Origin of the sequence: Streptomyces sp. NBC_00104 (genome assembly GCF_045160825.1) — a bacterium.
Taxonomy (GTDB): domain Bacteria; phylum Actinomycetota; class Actinomycetes; order Streptomycetales; family Streptomycetaceae; genus Streptomyces.
Window position 1 is genome coordinate 5,624,935 of record NZ_CP108215.1, and the last position, 16,922, is coordinate 5,641,856.

The 16,922-nt window shown below is 68.5% G+C and carries 17 protein-coding genes and 2 pseudogenes; 9 read left to right on the forward strand and 10 right to left on the reverse strand.

Annotated elements, in window-relative coordinates:
• Positions 1 to 9 precede the first annotated feature (9 nt).
• Positions 10 to 501 carry a low molecular weight protein-tyrosine-phosphatase gene (locus OG272_RS24780; RefSeq protein ID WP_327728810.1) on the forward strand — a complete coding sequence of 164 codons (492 nt, stop codon included), beginning with the start codon at positions 10 to 12 and terminating at the stop codon, positions 499 to 501.
• Positions 498 to 1,643 (forward strand): cystathionine gamma-lyase, encoded by a 1,146-nt coding sequence (locus OG272_RS24785; RefSeq protein WP_326580891.1) that lies wholly within the window; start codon positions 498 to 500, stop codon positions 1,641 to 1,643. Before OG272_RS24780 ends, OG272_RS24785 begins: the two co-directional genes overlap by 4 nt.
• A gap of 99 nt (positions 1,644 to 1,742) precedes the next feature.
• Here the strand turns inward: OG272_RS24785 and OG272_RS24790 are convergent, their stop codons facing one another.
• A complete protein-coding gene (locus OG272_RS24790; RefSeq protein ID WP_327728809.1) occupies positions 1,743 to 3,020 on the reverse strand; it encodes an IS701 family transposase in 1,278 nt (425 codons plus the stop codon).
• Positions 3,021 to 3,273: 253 nt separating this feature from the next.
• Here OG272_RS24790 and OG272_RS24795 point away from each other — a divergent pair, with 253 nt between their 5' ends.
• Both OG272_RS24795 and OG272_RS24800 read left to right on the forward strand, forming a co-directional pair.
• On the forward strand, positions 3,274 to 4,179 hold the full coding sequence (locus tag OG272_RS24795) for a LysR family transcriptional regulator (RefSeq protein WP_327728808.1): 906 nt from the start codon (positions 3,274 to 3,276) through the stop codon (positions 4,177 to 4,179).
• 145 nt (positions 4,180 to 4,324) lie between these two features.
• Complete coding sequence (locus OG272_RS24800; protein WP_326580887.1) at positions 4,325 to 4,807, forward strand: NUDIX hydrolase; 483 nt, start codon at positions 4,325 to 4,327, stop codon at positions 4,805 to 4,807.
• Positions 4,808 to 4,854: 47 nt separating this feature from the next.
• Here OG272_RS24800 and OG272_RS24805 read toward each other — a convergent pair whose 3' ends face one another.
• Entirely contained in the window at positions 4,855 to 6,336 is a 1,482-nt protein-coding gene (locus tag OG272_RS24805; RefSeq protein ID WP_327728807.1) for a globin domain-containing protein, read from the reverse strand.
• 396 nt (positions 6,337 to 6,732) lie between these two features.
• Positions 6,733 to 7,215 (reverse strand): hydrolase, encoded by a 483-nt coding sequence (locus tag OG272_RS24810; RefSeq protein ID WP_405894880.1) that lies wholly within the window; start codon positions 7,213 to 7,215, stop codon positions 6,733 to 6,735.
• 137 nt (positions 7,216 to 7,352) lie between these two features.
• Here OG272_RS24810 and OG272_RS24815 point away from each other — a divergent pair, with 137 nt between their 5' ends.
• A complete protein-coding gene (locus tag OG272_RS24815) occupies positions 7,353 to 8,219 on the forward strand; it encodes a GNAT family N-acetyltransferase (protein WP_405894882.1) in 867 nt (288 codons plus the stop codon).
• 35 nt (positions 8,220 to 8,254) lie between these two features.
• Here the strand turns inward: OG272_RS24815 and OG272_RS24820 are convergent.
• Positions 8,255 to 8,731, reverse strand: a pseudogene (locus OG272_RS24820) (MFS transporter); the annotation flags it as partial.
• Between the two features lie 55 nt (positions 8,732 to 8,786).
• On the opposite strand from OG272_RS24820, the pseudogene OG272_RS24825 reads away from it, so the two are divergent.
• Both OG272_RS24825 and OG272_RS24830 read left to right on the forward strand, forming a co-directional pair.
• Positions 8,787 to 9,128 (forward strand): annotated as a pseudogene (locus OG272_RS24825) (MarR family winged helix-turn-helix transcriptional regulator); the annotation flags it as partial.
• A 9-nt stretch (positions 9,129 to 9,137) separates the two neighbouring features.
• Entirely contained in the window at positions 9,138 to 9,590 is a 453-nt protein-coding gene (locus OG272_RS24830; protein ID WP_405894883.1) for a GNAT family N-acetyltransferase, read from the forward strand.
• Positions 9,591 to 9,671: 81 nt separating this feature from the next.
• Here the strand turns inward: OG272_RS24830 and OG272_RS24835 are convergent, their stop codons facing one another.
• Both OG272_RS24835 and dnaB read right to left on the reverse strand, forming a co-directional pair.
• Positions 9,672 to 11,057 carry a serine hydrolase domain-containing protein gene (locus tag OG272_RS24835; protein WP_328223596.1) on the reverse strand — a complete coding sequence of 462 codons (1,386 nt, stop codon included), beginning with the start codon at positions 11,055 to 11,057 and terminating at the stop codon, positions 9,672 to 9,674.
• A gap of 50 nt (positions 11,058 to 11,107) precedes the next feature.
• Positions 11,108 to 12,583 (reverse strand): replicative DNA helicase, encoded by a 1,476-nt coding sequence (dnaB, locus tag OG272_RS24840; protein ID WP_326580877.1) that lies wholly within the window; start codon positions 12,581 to 12,583, stop codon positions 11,108 to 11,110.
• 449 nt (positions 12,584 to 13,032) lie between these two features.
• Between dnaB and OG272_RS24845 the strand changes: the two genes are divergently transcribed.
• Positions 13,033 to 14,379 (forward strand): MATE family efflux transporter, encoded by a 1,347-nt coding sequence (locus OG272_RS24845; RefSeq protein ID WP_405894885.1) that lies wholly within the window; start codon positions 13,033 to 13,035, stop codon positions 14,377 to 14,379.
• 111 nt (positions 14,380 to 14,490) lie between these two features.
• Here the strand turns inward: OG272_RS24845 and rplI are convergent, their stop codons facing one another.
• The 4 genes from rplI to rpsF form a co-directional block, all read right to left on the reverse strand.
• Positions 14,491 to 14,937 (reverse strand): 50S ribosomal protein L9, encoded by a 447-nt coding sequence (rplI, locus tag OG272_RS24850; protein ID WP_326580873.1) that lies wholly within the window; start codon positions 14,935 to 14,937, stop codon positions 14,491 to 14,493.
• Positions 14,938 to 14,955: 18 nt separating this feature from the next.
• A complete protein-coding gene (gene rpsR, locus OG272_RS24855; RefSeq protein WP_003949403.1) occupies positions 14,956 to 15,192 on the reverse strand; it encodes a 30S ribosomal protein S18 in 237 nt (78 codons plus the stop codon).
• A gap of 83 nt (positions 15,193 to 15,275) precedes the next feature.
• A complete protein-coding gene (locus OG272_RS24860; protein ID WP_327728802.1) occupies positions 15,276 to 15,890 on the reverse strand; it encodes a single-stranded DNA-binding protein in 615 nt (204 codons plus the stop codon).
• Between the two features lie 77 nt (positions 15,891 to 15,967).
• Positions 15,968 to 16,258: a 30S ribosomal protein S6 gene (gene rpsF, locus OG272_RS24865; RefSeq protein WP_005482942.1), complete on the reverse strand. Its 291-nt coding sequence runs from the start codon at positions 16,256 to 16,258 to the stop codon at positions 15,968 to 15,970.
• A gap of 264 nt (positions 16,259 to 16,522) precedes the next feature.
• Here rpsF and OG272_RS24870 point away from each other — a divergent pair, with 264 nt between their 5' ends.
• On the forward strand, positions 16,523 to 16,837 hold the full coding sequence (locus OG272_RS24870; RefSeq protein ID WP_013002267.1) for a hypothetical protein: 315 nt from the start codon (positions 16,523 to 16,525) through the stop codon (positions 16,835 to 16,837).
• Positions 16,838 to 16,922 lie beyond the last annotated feature (85 nt).

Sequence of the window (16,922 nt, forward strand, 5' to 3'; positions counted from 1 at the left end):
GGGTCCGGCATGACCTACCGAGTCTGCTTCGTCTGCACCGGCAACATCTGCCGCTCCCCGATGGCCGAGTCCGTCTTCCGTGCCCGCGTGGAGGAGGCCGGGCTCGACGGCCTGGTCGAGGTCGACAGCGCGGGCACCGGGGGCTGGCACGAGGGCGACGCCGCCGATCCGCGTACCGTCTCCGTTCTGGAGGCGAACGGCTACGGCAGCATGCACGCGGCCCGGCAGTTCCAGGTCTCCTGGTTCTCCCGCCTCGACCTCGTCATCGCCCTCGACGAAGGCCACCTCAAGGCCCTGCGCCGCCTCGCGCCGACCGCTGCGGACGCGGACAAGATCCGGCTTCTGCGCTCCTACGACCCCGCCGCGGACGACGACCTCGATGTTCCGGACCCCTACTACGGCGGCATGGACGGGTTCGAGGAGTGCCTGGAACTCGTGGAGGCGGCGAGCCCCGGTCTGCTGGCCGCCGTACGCGAAAAGGTGGAGGCTGGGATCACATGAGCACGGACGACCTCGCGTCGGGCCCCGGTGACGGCACCCGCGCGGTGCGGGCCGGACTGCCCGAGCCCGTCAAGCACGAGCCGACCCTCCCCGGACCGGTCTTCGCCGCCCACTACCACCTGCCTGGTGAGCCCACCGGCCCGTACGCCTACGGGCGCGATCAGAACCCCACCTGGACGCTCCTGGAGCGTGCCATCGGCGAACTGGAGGCACCCGGACAGGACGCCGCAGAGACTCTCGTCTTCGCATCCGGCATGGCCGCCATCTCGGCCGTGCTCTTCTCCCAGCTGCGCTCCGGAGACGTCCTCGTCCTGCCGAGCGACGGCTACAACGTGCTGCCTCTGGCCGGTGAACAGCTGCGTTCATACGGCATCGAGGTGCGCAGCGCCCCGACGGGCGGCGACGCCCAGCTCGACGCTCTCGACGGTGCCAGGCTGCTGTGGCTCGAGACGCCGTCGAACCCGGGGCTGGACGTGTGCGACGTGCGGCGGCTGAGCGAGGCGGCACGCGCGCGTGGCTGTCTCGTGGCGGTCGACAACACCCTGGCGACCCCGCTCGGGCAGCGGCCGCTGGACCTGGGCGCCGACTTCGCCGTGGCCAGTGGCACCAAGCAGCTGACCGGTCACGGGGACGTCCTGCTCGGATACGTCGTCGGACGCGATGCCTCACTCATGGCCGGTGTACGACGGTGGCGCAAGATCGTCGGAGCGATCCCGGGCCCGATGGAGGCCTGGCTCGCGCACCGCTCGCTCGCCACGCTCCAACTGCGCGCCGACCGGCAGAGCGTCAACGCCCTGGCGGTGGCCGAGGCGCTCAAGGGCCGGCCCGGGGTGACCGGGGTGCGGTATCCGGGGCTGCCGGACGATCCCTCGCACAAGATCGCCTCGCAGCAGATGCGGCGCTACGGGTGTGTGGTGTCGTTCGCGTTGCCCACGCGCGCGCGTGCCGACGTGTTCCTCGACGCACTCGGCCTTGTGGACGACGCCACCAGCTTCGGCGGGGTGCGCTCCACCGCCGAGCGGCGCGGCCGTTGGGGAGGCGACGCGGTGCCGGAGGGCTTCATTCGTTTCTCGGCCGGCGCGGAGGACACCGACGATCTGGTGGCGGACGTGCTGCGGGCGCTCGCTGTTGCTACCGGCTAGTAGGACTCCGTTAAGTTGCTCTGGCTCTTGGGTTCTGGCTGGTGGTGGATGTTCTGGGCAGGGGGCGGTGGCAGGTGGTGCAGGTGCCGGTCCAGCAGTTCAGCAGGTCCTGGATGGTGTCGAGGATCTGGTAGAGGGTGAGTCCGCTGTATCGGCTTTTGGGGCCAGGCGCTGTTCGGTGAGGAACGCGTGGGCGGCGGTGACCAGGGTGACGTGGTGGTGCCAGCCGGTCCAGGAACGTCCTTCGAAGTGGTCCAGGCCGAGGCCGTGTTTGAGTTCCCGGTAGTCGTGTTCTATGCGCCAGCGGATCTTGGCCAGGCGGACCAGTTCAGCGTGCGGGGTGTCGGCCGGCAGGTTCGACAGCCAGTAATCGGTGGGTGCTTCGGCGCCTTCGGGCCATTCGACCAGCAGCGTGACGTCGGGCAGGACACCGTCCCACAAACCCTCCTGCGCGGTGGCGGCGGCCTGGGCAAGGCGGCGGGACCGGACACCGGCCGGCCGCACGCGCAGCGCCAGAAAGCGCGAGCGCATCGGCCCGCGTGAGCCTTCACGCCAGGTCACCTCGGTGAAGGCCTGCCGCCCCTGGTCCGCCGCGAGCGCGGCCACCGGGGACGGCTTGTCGCGGTAGCGGGGCTGAGGCTTGCGGCCGTTGCCGGACCAGGGCGGGGCAGCGGGCACCGCATCGTGCGGGTGGACGGTCACGTCCGAGCGGATCGCCACCACGTAGCCGATGTTCCGACGTTCCAGCCCGTCGCGGAAGTCGGCGTTCTGCCCGTAGCCGGCGTCGGCCACCACCGCCGGCGGCACCAGCCCCCACCCGGCCAGCTCGTCGAAGACGTCCAGGGCCAGGCGCCACTTCTCCCGGTGCCCGACCTCCTCAGGAACCCCCGTCCTGCGTCGGCGGACCGGATCATCCGCCCACTCCCGGGGCACGAACAGGCGCCACTGCAGCGGACAGGACGCGGTGTCGGAGACCGCGTGCACGCTGACCGCGACCTGACAGTTGGCCTGCTTGCCCAAAGCCCCGCAGTACTGGTGAGCGACAGCGACCGACATCTTCCCGTCCTTGGGAAACGACACATCGTCGACCGCCCAGGCATCCGGGCCGATTCTCGGCACCATCCGTTCCGCGATCCGCCGCCGCACCGGCACGGGATCCCAGGTCGACTGGTTCACGAACTGCTGCAGGTTCTGCTCGTTGCCGTCCGGCAGCCGCGAGGCCATGGCCTGGATGGACTTGCGGCGACCGTCCACCATCAGTCCCCGCAGATAGCAGTCACTCTTGGCCCGCTGATCCTTGCGCGGCACCGACGCGAACACATCGGCCACGAACAACGCCAACTTCGCCCGGGCACGGTTCACTTCATGTGCATCCACACACCCACCATGCCCCCAAACAGCACCGCGAGACAGACCTAACGGAGTCCTACTAGTACTGCACCACGCACAACGGGCGGTCCGAGCCTCCCCCCTCGTGGCTCGGACCGCCCCCGGTTCTGCGCGCGAAGAACCGCGCGAACAAGGCTAGTTGACTCTGTGTCAGTGTCCAATCACAGTAACGACAGAGACCTATCGACATATTTATAGTTGGGCGCTCCGGAGGCGGTGAGGCGAGAGGAGAGGATCGACCATGGATCTGGCCTTACTGCGAACGTTCGTGACCGTGCACCGGGCCGGTTCCTTCACCCGCGCGGCTGCCCTGCTCGGCCTCTCGCAGCCGGCCGTCACCTCGCAGATACGCACCCTGGAACGCCAGTTGGGCCGCCCCCTCTTCCTGCGCCAGGCCCGGGGAGTGACCCCGACGACCATCGGCGACGAACTCGCCCACAAGGCGGCGCCACATCTGGACGCGCTGGTGGAGATCGCCGAGACCGGCCTCGACGACGACTCCTCCTTACGGACCCTCCATCTCGCCGGTCCACCGGAGTTCACCGCCGAGCGGGCCCTGCCCGCCCTCACCGAGCTGACCGGGGACGACGGCCAGGGCTTCACGCTGCGGGTCTCTTTCGGGAACGCCGAAGAGACGCTGGAAGGCCTCGCCGCCGGGCACCACGACCTGGTCATCACCACCGCCCAGCCGCGTGGTGCCCTGCTCACCGCGGCTCCCCTCTGCGACGAGGAACACGTCCTGGTCGCCGCCCCGCGCTGGGCGGACGAGATCAGTCCTGGCAGGTTGCGCCGTAAGGGGGCACACGCCCTGGAGGACCTGCCCCTCGTCGAGGTGCACGAGTCCCTGCCCTTCATCGCCCGCTACTGGGCCTCGGTCTTCGACTCCCGGCCCGCCGTCTCCGGCACCGTCGTCGTCCCGGACCTGCGCGCGGTCCTCGCCTGTGCGATCTCGGGCGCCGGACTGGCCGTGCTGCCCCACTACCTGTGCGCCTCCGCCCTGGAACGCGGAGACCTCGTCACGCTCCTCGACCCTGCGGTGCCCCCGCTGCGGACCTATTTCCTGGTGGTCCGAACGGGCACCCTGGCCATGCCGCACATCGCGCGGGCGCATGAGTGGCTGTTGGAGTCCTCCGGAAACTGGTCCTGAGGCGGCCTGACGTGGGTCCTGTGGCAGCGCTGATGCCCCTCGGCGGCGGGGAGGGGCGGCGGCGGACCGCTCGCGAGCTCCGGGGTGCCCCTCTTCGTCGCTCCGGCGATGTTTCACGTGGAACATGCAGGGCCACATTTCTCCCATGACCGTACGACCCGTGGTCAAGCGCACCGCCCGCGCCGTTCTGCTCGACGGCGACGACCTGATCCTGATCAAGCGGACCAAGCCGGGCATGGATCCCTACTGGCTCACGCCGGGCGGCGGCGTCGAGCCGGAGGACACGACGGTCGTCGACGCGCTCCACCGAGAAGTGCACGAGGAGCTCGGCGCCAAGATCACCGACGTGGTCCCCTGTTTCGTCGACACCGTCGAACACATCGGCGAGGACGGCGGCGCCACCGGCGTGAAGGTCCAGCACTTCTTCGTCTGCCGCCTGGAGTCCATGGACCCCTCCAAGCGGCACGGCCCCGAGGTGGACGAGCCTCAGGGCGAGTACGAGATCGTGCGCATCCCCTTCACCCGGGTCGGCATCGCCTCCGTGCACCTCGTCCCGTTGTCCCTGCGGCACTACCTGGACGGGAACATCGAGGGCGTACGAGCGATGCACGCGCCCGACCTGGGCTGACGTTCCGCCGACGGTCACCCGGCCGCGCGCCGGGGAAACTTCGGCGGTCAGTCCCCGGCCGCCACCAGTTCCTCCACCGAGTCGTGGCGTATGCGATCCGAGGGCACCCCGGCGCCCTTCAGTGCGTCCACGCCGCTGCGGATCATGCCGGGAGGGCCCGAGAGGTACGCGTCGTACCCGTTCCAGGGTCCGTGGTCACGTATGGCGTCGGGCAGCTGGAGCAGCCCGTGCCGGTCCACGACGGGGCGGACCTCGAGCCACGAGTTGCTCTGCTGCAGCCGTAGCAGCGTGTCGAGGTCGTAGAGGTCCTGGCCGGTGCGGGCTCCGTAGAAGACCTCGACCGGGCGGTGCCGCCCGTGCTCGGCGACGTCCTCCACGATGGCCTTGATGGGTGCGATACCGGTGCCGCCGCCCAGACAGAGCAGTCCGCTGTCGCTGGTGTGGTCGACGGTCATCGCGCCGGCCGGCGGTCCCAGTCGCAGCACGTCTCCGGGCCGGGCACGGTGCACGAGCGAATTGGAGACCCAGCCCGCGGAGATCGCCTTCACGTGGAACGACAGCAGTCCGTCCGAGCGGGGCGCCGATGCGAACGAGTAGTGCCGCCAGATTCGCGGCCACCAAGGGGTCTCCAGGCTCGTGTACTGCCCGGCGAGGAAGGGGTACGGCTGATTCGGGCGGACGGTGATGACCGCTGTGTCCGACGTTCTCAGGTCGTGCGAGACGACCTCGGCGAGCCACCAGGGCGGGGCTCGCAGCTCGTCCGCCGCGGCCGCGTCGATCATCACCTGGGAGATCGTCGTGTACGCCCGGACCCAGGCCGCCTCGGTCTCGCCGCTCCAGCTCGCCTTGGCGTACCGGCTCAGCGCACCGATCAGACACTCGCCGACGGCCGGGTAGTGCTCGGCCTGGGTTCCGTACTTACGGTGGCCGCGACCGAGGTTCTGCAGATAGTCGACGAGGACCGGGGCGTTGTCGATGTGCTCGGCGGCGGTCAGCAGCGCCTTGAGCAGGCGGTCGCGCTGGGCGTCCATCGCGGGAGGGAACATCGAGCGCAGCTCCGGGTGCTGGACGAAGAGCAGCGCGTAGAAGTACGAGGTGACCTTGTCGGCGACGGGTCCGACCTCGTCCATAGTCCGCCGGATGAGAACGGCGTCGGGGGAGGCGGCGGCGTCGGTGCCGCCGCGCTGGACGGGCACACGGGTGTCGAAGACGGAGTGCTCGGAGGCGTGCTCCGCGGCGGGCGGGGCGGGCTGGGGGCTCGGCGGGGCGCTGGGAGGGAGGTCCGCGGAGGTCTGTATTCGCTCCCGCACGGTGCCTTCCCGGTTCTGCTGTGAGCCCTTCGGTGGCTCCTGGGAACGGCCGACGGGCCGCAGGGCTGCGAGGCGGTTGCCCTCTGGCTCCTGGTCTGCGCCGGGGGACGGCGGAGACGTGCGCGGCGTGAACCAGCCGCCTCCGTCAGTGCCCTCCGAAGTACCGTTGCCGGCCGACGTGGTGGTCGGAGCGTCCATGGTCTGCCTCGCCTCGAGCATCTTTCGGTCGATCTGCGTGCGCCCCCACTCGGAAGTCGCACGCTTTCCCCCGCGGACGGCCTTGCTTTTCCCCGTTCGTTCCCCGTCGACCAACGCGGCCACATTCAACCCGGGTTCCCGCTCCGTACGGACAAGTAGGTGAGAGTGTGACGTGAGCCGCAGCACTCACCAGCGTTCCACAGCACGCGAACGCCCCCGCCTCGTAACGGTAAACGCAGGTCCTCGATCTCCCTGTCCGGTTAGGCTGCATTGAGCTGCGTTCGCACCCCCGCCATGAGACGACTGCATCTCGCTTCGGACACGAACCGGACTCGACCCTACCGGCAGGGCCGCCACACACAAGTCCCCCCTTGCCCTACCGGGAATTCAACGGGGGCGAATCAACAATTCCTTCAATTACCGGGCGCGTCGCACCAATTCATAGGCATCCCACAGATCCTGCCCCGTGCACGAGTGAGTGGCCAGCCCCATCGGATGCCGGTCGGCATTCACGGCGACCGAGATCGGCACCGTACCGACGAGTTCCGCGTCCGAGAGAGAGTCGCCGTGAGCGACGCAGTCGGCGTGGGTCACCCCGAACTCCGCACAGAGCCGGTCCGCGATCTCCGCCTTGGCCGCCGACGTGAGAATCCCGGCCGATCGACAGGCTCGGTAATGGGAACACGGGAAGCGCGAGCCGTACGCGGCGGGCACGCCGCAAGTCGTGAGCCGCTCGAGGATGCGCCCCGTCACGACGTCCCGTTCGAGCTTGGCTGTCTCCTTGTCGAGGCCGAGTTGTCGCGAGATCTCCACCGGGGCCGCCGTGCGGCACAGCAGGGTGCCGTCCAGGCCGAACAGGTGCAGTCTCGTCATGGGAGCCGCGGCCAGCCACGCCTGCACGCCTATGCCCGGAGACGGATGTTTCACGTGAAACATCCGTCCGCGCCTGTGCGGTTGCGCACGGGATGGCCAAAAGGGCGTACGTCTGAAGGCAAACCGGTGGACGTCCGGGGTGCGTGTCGGACAGCCTGACCTGCGTGCCGACACCTTCCCCCGCCGCTCTGTCCATCCGCCGTCTGACGCATCGCGATCTCACCGCCTGCGCTGCTCTGTCCGAAGACCGGGGCTGGCCCCGCGAGGAGCACAAGTGGGGGCTGCTTCTCGCGGCCGGCACGGGGTACGGCGTCGATGACCCCGAGGGCGGCCTTGTCGCCGCCTGTGTGGTGACCGAGTACGGGCCGGTGGGGCGCCCCGACCTGGGTGCGATCGGTATGGTTCTGGTCGCCGAGCGGCACGCCCGCCAGGGCATCGGCCGCCGCCTGATGCGCCACGTCGTCTCGGAGATGGGAACGACTCCGCTGACCCTGCACGCGACACCGCACGGACGTCCGCTCTATGAGGAGCTGGGTTTCAAGGTCACCGGACGGGCCGAGATGGTTCGCGGGCACTTCACGTCAGGGGGGCCTCATCCTGCGGTCTCCACGCGCCCGGCCACGGCCGAGGACCTCACCACGATTCTCCGACTCGACGGAGAGGTTTTCGGCTCGGACCGGACCCACATCCTCACCCGGCTCCCCGCCTTCGCCGACCATCTGCGCGTAGCCGAGGACAACGGCCGGATCATCGGATACACGGCAGCCTGGCCCAACATGGACGATCACGTCGTCGGTCCACTGATCGCCCGTGACACGGAGACAGCGAAGGCGCTCATCGTTTCCCTGGCCTCCCACACCGACCGACCGTTGCGCACCGACATCGACGTACGCCATGAAGAACTGCTGACGTGGGTGAAGGCACGCGGCCTGGTGTCGGTCGCCTTCAACTCGGTGATGACGTACGGGCTCTCCGAGCTACCGGGTGACTGGACCCGGCGCTACGCCCCGTTGACCGTGGCGGCGGGCTGAGACCACACGTCCCGCACGTTCCGCTCATCGGGCTGTCAGTGATGCACGGCGGTCCGTTGATCGCCCGCTCCCACCGTTCCCGCGACGACCGTGCCGGCAGCGCTCTCCCGGCGCTCCAGCGTCGTCGCGATGAGCGCCAGCACCAGTGCGCTCACGGCGAGGGTGGCTCCGACCCAGCTGGGTGCCGTGTAGCCGAGGCCCGCGTCGATGACGAGGCCGCCGAGTCAGGCGGAAAGCACGTTGCCGAGGTTGAAGGCACCGATGTTCACGGCCGAGGCCAGTGTGGGGGCGCCGTGCGCCTGGTCGAGAACGCGCTTCTGCAACGGCGGCACGGTCGCGAAACCCAAGGCTCCGACCAGCGCGATGGTCACGGCCGCGGCGATCTTGTCCTGGGCGGTGAACGAGAACAGTGCGAGGACGACGGCCAGAGCGCCCAGTGAGACGTACAGCATGGGCATCAGCGCGCGGTCCGCGTACGTGCCGTCCACGAGGTTGGCGCCGACCATGCCAAGGCGACGACACGACCGAGCAGCATGACGGAGCAGACGGGGGCGAGCGCGGAGAGCAGGCGTGCGCGAGTACTCCCTGCTCGACGTGCTGAGCCGCCAGCACGACGGCGAGGTCGGGCACCTCCAGATGAAAGGGGTCGCCGACGCGGTCGTTCTCAGCCAGAGCGCAACGACCCGGCTGGTCACCCGGCTCGAGGTCCGCGGCCTCCTCGCGCGCTACCTCTGCCCGACCGACCGCCGGGGCATCTACACCGATGTCTCCGCAGCCGGTCTTGCAACTCCTCGCGCGGCACGCCCCACGAATGACGCCGCCCTGCGCGAGGCTCTCGACGAGGCGGCCGAGAACCCCGAACTGGCACCTCTGGTCCGCGCCGTGGAGTCGCTGAAGGCACCTGCGTAGGGTGCGGGCATGGGAGATCTTGGAATACGGTCGGCGACCAAGGACGACGTCCCGGAAATCGTCGCGATGCTGGCCGACGACCCTCTGGGCGCCGAGCGCGAGTCGTCGGACGACCTGGCCCCCTACTTCACAGCGCTGGAGCGGCTCAGCGGTGACCCCAACCAGCACGTGATGGTCGCCGTCCGCGCGGGCCGTGTCGTGGGTACGCTCCAGCTGACGATCATCCCCGGCCTCTCCAGGCGTGGCTCCACCCGCTCGATCATCGAAGGCGTACGTGTCCACACCGATGAGCGCGGCAGCGGTCTCGGCACACGACTCATCGAGTGGGCGATCGACTCATCACGGGCCCAGGGCTGCCAGTTGGTGCAACTGACGTCCGACGTCACGCGCACCGACGCCCACCGCTTCTACGAGCGGCTCGGCTTCGAGGCCACCCACGTGGGTTTCAAACTGCCGCTCTGAGAAGCGGTCCAGGAACACCTGTGGGGTCCTGTTTCACGTGAAACAACGCGCGCCAGAACCCCACCATCATCAGACTCGCACCTACGAGATCCCGCGCCACCCCTCGGGCTCCACCCCACCCGGCACCGGAGCCCCCTCGTCGTACGGCTGACGCGTGAACACGAACGACCCGAGGTCCAGATGGCTCACGGTCCCGTCGGGCCTTCGTACGGCCCGTAGAAGCTCTCCGGCGAAGTAGCCGTTGAGCCCCGTCCAACTGCCGTCGCCGTTGCGCCGGAACCGAGCGCCGCGCAGGGTGGCGGAGAGCGGATCCAGTGAGAGACCTCCGTCGGCGACGAGCCGCAACACGAAGCTGTACGTCCCCCAGTACCAAGGGCCGGCCAGCTCCAGGACCGAGCGGTCCACTTCGGGCAACGGTCGCCACGGCTCGGGGATCCGAGGCTCGGCCTCCGCCACGATGCGTACGAGGTCGGCGGCCACCTCCGAGACAACCGGCCCGGAGGTGCAGTTGGTGAGCACGACGGCCGCCACATCGTCCTCGACACTGATGAGGAGCTGCGCGAGGAAGCCGGGAACCGAACCGCCGTGACCGACGAGGAACCGTCCGTCCCGGTGCTGAAGCTGCATCCCGAGCCCGTACGCCGAACCGGCCGACACATCGGCGGCCTCCCCCGGTGCGGCCGGCGTCCGCATCTCCGCGACGGACTCCGCGCTGAGCACCCGGTCGTCGCCCTTGGCCAGGAGGACCGCGAAGCGCGCCAAGTCGCCTGTCGTGGACCAGAGTTGGCCAGCTGGACCCATGCGGCCCAGATCCTCGACCTGTTCCGGCAACATCACGTCGGCCCAGGGGTGGACGGCCCAGCCGCCGGCATGCGGCGCCTCCGGGTGCCACGTCGTGCGGCGCAGGCCGAGCGGTTCGAGCACCTCACGACGCAGGACGTCCTCCCAGGGCGCACCCCGCAACTGTTCGACGAGCGCGCCGAGGAGCGTGAAGCCGGGGTTGGAGTAGTGGAAGCGGCGGCCGACAGGGTGGCGGTGAGGCTGCTCGCCGAGCACATCGGCGAGTTCCGGGCGCAGGGAGCCCGGGGTGCGCTCCCACCAGGGCGATGGCGACTCGGCCGCCAGTCCGCCCGTGTGCGCGAGCAGTTCGGCGATGGTCGCCTCCCCCGCACCGGTGCCCGGCAGGTGCTTCTCCAGCGGGTCGCCGAGGTCCAGCACGCCCTCGTCACGCAGCCGCAGGACCAGTACGGCGGTGAAGGTCTTGGTGATCGAGCCGATCCGGTACTGCACGTTGGCGTCCGGCGCGTGCCCCTCCACCGAGGTCCGCGCCCCGTTCCACACCGTCTCCCCGCCCCGCACCACAGCCGCCACCAGTGACGGCGCCCGTCCGTCGGCCTGAGCGACGGCGATGCGGTGCAGCAGAGCCCGACGCGTGGCGGGAAGCAGCTCTTCCTGAGGTGTTGTCATGGGCCCAGTCCATCGGGCCCGGCACCACGCGTCGAGCGCATTTCGCCGGGTCAGGTCTGTGCCATGTCCACGAATCGCGAGTAGTGACCCTGGAAGGCGACCGTGATCGTGGCCGTCGGACCGTTTCGGTGCTTGCCCACGATGATGTCGGCCTCACCCGCGCGCGGCGACTCCTTCTCGTACGCGTCCTCGCGGTGCAGCAGGATCACCATGTCGGCGTCCTGCTCGATCGATCCCGACTCACGCAGGTCGGAGACCATGGGCTTCTTGTCCGTACGCTGCTCGGGACCACGGTTGAGCTGTGACAGCGCGATCACCGGCAGCTCCAGCTCCTTGGCCAGCAGCTTCAGGTTTCGCGACATGTCCGAGACTTCCTGCTGGCGGCTCTCGGACCGCTTGCCGCCGGACTGCATGAGCTGCAGATAGTCGATGATGACGAGCTTCAGGTCGTTGCGCTGCTTCAGACGCCGGCACTTGGCGCGGATCTCCATCATCGACAGGTTCGGGGAGTCGTCGATGTACAGCGGCGCCGCCGAGACGTCCGGCATGCGGCGGGCCAGCCGCGTCCAGTCCTCGTCGGTCATCGTGCCGGACCGCATGTGGTGCAGGGCCACGCGCGCCTCGGCGGACAGCAGTCGCATCGCGATCTCGTTGCGACCCATTTCGAGCGAGAAGATCACGCTCGGCATGTTGTGCTTGATCGAACAAGCGCGCGCGAAGTCCAGCGCCAGCGTGGACTTACCCATGGCGGGCCGGGCCGCGATGATGATCATCTGTCCCGGGTGCAGTCCGTTGGTGAGCTGGTCGAGGTCGGTGAAGCCGGTTGGCACACCGGTCATCTCCCCCGACCGCGAACCGATCGCCTCGATCTCGTCGAGCGCGCCCTCCATGATGTCGCCGAGCGGCAGATAGTCCTCGGTGGTGCGCTGCTCGGTGACCGCGAAGATCTCGGCCTGGGCTCTGTTGACGATCTCGTCCACGTCGTCGTCGGCCGCGTATCCCATCTGGGTGATGCGGGTGCCGGCCTCCACCAGGCGGCGCAGGACGGCACGCTCGTGGACGATCTCCGCGTAGTACTCGGCGTTCGCCGCGGTCGGCACCGTCTGGACGAGGGTGTGCAGATAGGAGGCGCCGCCGACCTTGGTGATCTCGCCGCGCTTGGTGAGCTCGGCGGCGATCGTGATGGGGTCGGCGGGCTCACCCTTGGCGTAGATGTCGAGAATCGCCTGGTAGATGGTCTCGTGAGCCGGTTTGTAGAAGTCGGGGCCCTTGAGGATCTCGACCACGTCGGCGATGGCGTCCTTGGACAGCAGCATGCCGCCGAGGACGGACTGCTCGGCATCGAGGTCCTGCGGTGGTACGCGTTCGAAGGCCGAACCTCCGCCGTCCCACTCCCCGTCGTCCCGGCCGCGGTCGTGCCGCTCGTCCCTGCTCCGGCCGCCGTCCGGACGCCGGCGGGAAGAGGGCAGACGATCACTGGGCCCGCTGTCGGCCCACGGGTCGTCCAGGGGCTCGGAAATGCTCACCGAGCAACCTCCTCCCGTCCGCCGAGCGGACCTCGCCGTGCTTCTCATTTCTACGGCACGACACTGACAAATAAGAGGCCCAACTCCGGTTCTGGCACGTCGGTTTTGCGAGGTTTCCGTGATCTGCCAAGGAGCGGGCGCCGCACCACCGTAGGCCCGTCGGCACCGTCAGCCAATCTGGTTATCCACAGGCCATGTGGACGACGGCCCAGATGCTGTGGAGAACCCCGCAAAACCTGTGCACGACTCGGTGGACAGGCCTGTGAACAAGACCTCGCCCCTACCGAAAGAACCGCCCTGACCTGCATCTTTACCGTCCACGGGCTGTGCAGAAGAAAAACTTTCCCGACCGGATCAAGATCATCACTATCGGTACACAAGAACACACCCGACCGGGCATCATGTAATAGTCACAAGCTCATTGCGTCACTTACCTGTGGAAGATTAGATTGGTGCTCATGACACAGGCTTCCGCGACCCCCAAGGCCACTCGGCGTCGGCACGATCGAGAGATCATCACGCTGGCCGTTCCGGCCTTCGGCGCGCTCGTCGCCGAGCCGCTCTTCCTGATGGTCGACACCGCCATCGTCGGCCACCTCGGCACCGCGCAACTGGCCGGTCTCGGCGTAGCCTCGGCCCTCCTCGTCACCGCGGTGAGCGTCTTTGTCTTCCTGGCCTACGCCACCACGGCCGCAGTCGCCCGGCGCGTCGGAGCCGGAGATCTGCGGGCCGCCATCCGCCAGGGCATGGACGGCATCTGGCTCGCACTGGTACTGGGCGCGGCCGTCGTCGCTGTCGTCGTCCCCACAGCTCCCACCCTGGTCGCTCTCTTCGGTTCCTCGGACACCGCGGCTCCGTATGCGACGACCTATCTGCGGATCTCGGCCCTCGGCATCCCGGCCATGCTCATCGTGCTCGCCGCCACCGGCGTCCTGCGCGGCCTCCAGGACACGAAGACTCCCCTTTACGTCGCCGTGGCGGGCTTCGTCGCCAACGGCGCCCTGAACGCAGGCCTCGTCTATGGTGCCGACCTGGGCATCGCGGGATCCGCCTGGGGCACGGTCATCGCCCAGGTCGGCATGGCTGCCGCGTATCTCTGGGTGGTGGTCCGCGGTGCCCGACGGCATGGCGCCTCATTGCGACCGGACGTCGTCGGCATACGTGCCTCGGCTCAGGCAGGAATGCCGCTACTGGTCCGCACGCTCTCACTGCGGACAATCCTGATGATCGCCACCGCGGTCGCCGCCCGGCTGGGGGACGAGGACATCGCCGCACACCAGATCATCCTCTCGCTCTGGAGCCTGCTCGCCTTCGCCCTGGACGCGATCGCCATCGCCGGGCAGGCCATCATCGGCCGCTACCTCGGCGCGGGCGACACCCAGGGAGCCCGCGAAGCCTGCCGCCGGATGGTTCAGTGGGGAATCGCCACGGGTTCCATACTCGGACTCCTGGTGATCATCGCCCGCCCTTTGTTCATCCCACTGTTCACGGGCGATCCGGCAGTCCAGGAAGCCGCGCTCCCCGCTCTCATCGTGGTGGCGCTCGCCCAGCCGATCTCCGGCGTCGTCTTTGTGCTCGACGGCGTACTGATGGGCGCGGGCGACGGCCCCTACCTTGCTCGGGCCATGTTGCTGACCTTGGCGGTCTTCATCCCGGCCGCCCTGCTCGTCCCTGCCTTCGGCGGCGGTCTGACCGCGCTCTGGGGTGCCATGACGCTGATGATGGCGACGCGCATGTCGACCCTCTGGCTGCGATCCCGCTCCGGCTTGTGGATCGTCACCGGAGCGACGCGCTGAGAGCGTGACCGAAGCCCGGCTTTGTTTCACGTGAAACATCGCCCGACAAGCATGTGGGGCCGCACCCTTCACAGGGTGCGGCCCCATACACCGCTTCAGCGAGCACGGCCCTTAGGCCGCGATGACCTCGATGTTGACCTTGGCGGCAACCTCGGGGTGCAGACGCACGGACGTCTCGTGGGCGCCCAGCGTCTTGATCGGAGCCGTCAGCTCGATGCGGCGCTTGTCGACCTCGGGGCCACCGGAAGCCTTGATCGCGGAAGCGATGTCGGCCGGGGTGACGGAACCGAAGAGACGACCGGCGTCGCCGGAGCGGACAGCCAGACGGACCTTGACGGCCTCGAGCTGGCCCTTGACCTGGTTGGCCTGCTCGATGGTCTGGATCTCGTGGATCTTGCGAGCACGACGGATCTGCTCGACGTCCTTCTCGCCGCCCTTGGTCCAGCGGATCGCGAACTTCCGCGGGATCAGGTAGTTGCGAGCGTAGCCGTCCTTGACGTCGACGACGTCGCCGGCAGCGCCGAGGCCAGAGACCTCGTGGGTGAGGATGATCTTCATGTGTCGGTCACCCTTCCCTTATCGCGCGGTGGACGTGTAGGGCAGCAGCGCCATCTCACGGCTGTTCTTGACGGCCGTGGCGACGTCACGCTGGTGCTGCGTGCAGTTGCCGGTCACGCGGCGGGCACGGATCTTGCCGCGGTCGGAAATGAACTTCCGCAGCATGTTCGTGTCCTTGTAGTCCACGTACGTGACCTTGTCCTTGCAGAAAGCGCAGACCTTCTTCTTCGGCTTGCGCACAGGCGGCTTCGCCATGGTGTATCTCCTGTGTGATCAAGAAGTTTGGGGTAAGACCCCCGCCCTCGACCTCGACGACCGGTGATCCGGCCTCGAAAGTCTTAGAAGGGGGGCTCGTCCGAGTAGCCGCCACCGCCGCCGCTGCCGCCGCTGCCGCCGCTGCCGCCGGAGCTTCCGCCCCAGCCGCCGCCACCGCCCTGGTTGCCACCGGCGGGAGCGCCGCTGGCCCACGGGTCGTCGGCGGGAGCGCCGCCGCCCTGCTGGCCGCCACCGGGGCTTCCGCCCCAGCCGCCACCACCCTGGCCGCCACCGCCACCACCGCCGTAACCGCCCTGGCCACCGCGGCCGCCTCCGGCGGTCTTGGTGACCTTGGCCGTGGCACTGCGCAGGCTGGCGCCGACTTCCTCGACGTCCAGCTCGTAGACCGTGCGCTTGACGCCCTCACGGTCCTCGTAGGACCGCTGCTTCAGCCGGCCCTGCACGATGACGCGCATGCCTCGCTGAAGCGACTCGGCGACGTTCTCCGCCGCCTGACGCCAGACCGAGCAGGTCAGGAACAGGCTCTCGCCGTCCTTCCACTCGTTGGTCTGACGGTCGAAGGTACGGGGAGTGGACGCGACACGGAACTTCGCGACCGCCGCACCGGAAGGGGTGAAGCGCAGCTCGGGGTCGTCGACAAGATTGCCGACGACCGTGATGACGGTCTCGCCTGCCATGGGGGTACCTCTCGGCGGGTTTGCTGCTGGCTGCTTGTGCTGCTACTCGGATCCCGGGATCAACTGAGCGGGAGAGCTCAGTGGGTCTCGGGACGGAGGACCTTGGTCCGGAGGACCGACTCGTTCAGGTTCATCTGGCGGTCGAGCTCCTTGACGACCGCAGGCTCGGCCTGCAGGTCGATGACCGAGTAGATGCCCTCAGGCTTCTTCTTGATCTCGTACGAGAGACGACGACGGCCCCAGGTGTCGACCTTCTCGACCTTTCCGTTGCCCTCACGGACGACGGAGAGGAAGTTCTCGATCAGAGGGGCGACAGCGCGCTCCTCCAGATCGGGGTCGAGGATGACCATCACCTCGTAGTGACGCATGTAGAACCCACCTCCTTTGGACTCAGCGGCCACGGTCGTTCCGTGGCAGGAGGGTCGTGATGCGTACGCAACGGTATCGGCCGCCACTGACAATCAGGGATCCCCGCCGGGGATTCCTGTCATGGCCTGGGCAGACACTCGTGCAGACGGTACAGACTACCCGCACACCCGCTTCCGGTTGAAATCCGGTGGCGGTGACCGTCAATCTGTACACATCGGGTGTGTATGGCGCTACGATGCGCCGCCTTCCGCAGGAGGTGCCCTATGGCACAGACATTGCGACCCAACATCGCCGGCTCTCTGTTCGCCACCGACGACAAGCCCCACCCAGTGCAGGACACGCTGCTGGCCGTGACGCTCGTACTCGGGGCGGTCTCCTTCATCACGGCGATGTTCCACCATCTGCACCTGCTCAGTTCATGGACAGGGTTGGTGGGGATTCTGACCGGCGCGTACGGACAGTTCATCTCGGAGACGACCCGTGAGCGCTTCGGCCTGATCGTGGGTCTCGGTGCCTCAGCCGTCGGCTTCTTCCTCGGCATGGCCCATGGAGGGCTCTTCGGCGGGCTCATCGGCTGACTCCGTATCTCCGACCGCGCGGTCGGAGGGCCGTGCTTCTCGCTGTCCGCTGTCCCACATCGGACCAAGCGGCCGAATAACACCG

What these genes read in the sequence shown, in the direction of transcription:
- rpsF (WP_005482942.1), bottom strand. Translation starts at nt 16,258, where the DNA reads ATGCGTCACTACGAGGTGATGGTCATCCTCGACCCCGATCTGGAGGAG.
- OG272_RS24860 (WP_327728802.1), bottom strand. Translation starts at nt 15,890, where the DNA reads ATGGCAGGCGAGACCGTCATCACGGTCGTCGGCAATCTTGTCGACGAC.
- rpsR (WP_003949403.1), bottom strand. Translation starts at nt 15,192, where the DNA reads ATGGCGAAGCCGCCTGTGCGCAAGCCGAAGAAGAAGGTCTGCGCTTTC.
- OG272_RS24830 (WP_405894883.1), top strand. Translation starts at nt 9,138, where the DNA reads ATGGGAGATCTTGGAATACGGTCGGCGACCAAGGACGACGTCCCGGAA.
- OG272_RS24795 (WP_327728808.1), top strand. Translation starts at nt 3,274, where the DNA reads ATGGATCTGGCCTTACTGCGAACGTTCGTGACCGTGCACCGGGCCGGT.
- OG272_RS24800 (WP_326580887.1), top strand. Translation starts at nt 4,325, where the DNA reads ATGACCGTACGACCCGTGGTCAAGCGCACCGCCCGCGCCGTTCTGCTC.
- OG272_RS24870 (WP_013002267.1), top strand. Translation starts at nt 16,523, where the DNA reads ATGGCACAGACATTGCGACCCAACATCGCCGGCTCTCTGTTCGCCACC.
- rplI (WP_326580873.1), bottom strand. Translation starts at nt 14,937, where the DNA reads ATGAAGATCATCCTCACCCACGAGGTCTCTGGCCTCGGCGCTGCCGGC.
- OG272_RS24785 (WP_326580891.1), top strand. Translation starts at nt 498, where the DNA reads ATGAGCACGGACGACCTCGCGTCGGGCCCCGGTGACGGCACCCGCGCG.
- OG272_RS24835 (WP_328223596.1), bottom strand. Translation starts at nt 11,057, where the DNA reads ATGACAACACCTCAGGAAGAGCTGCTTCCCGCCACGCGTCGGGCTCTG.
- OG272_RS24780 (WP_327728810.1), top strand. Translation starts at nt 10, where the DNA reads ATGACCTACCGAGTCTGCTTCGTCTGCACCGGCAACATCTGCCGCTCC.
- OG272_RS24805 (WP_327728807.1), bottom strand. Translation starts at nt 6,336, where the DNA reads ATGCTCGAGGCGAGGCAGACCATGGACGCTCCGACCACCACGTCGGCC.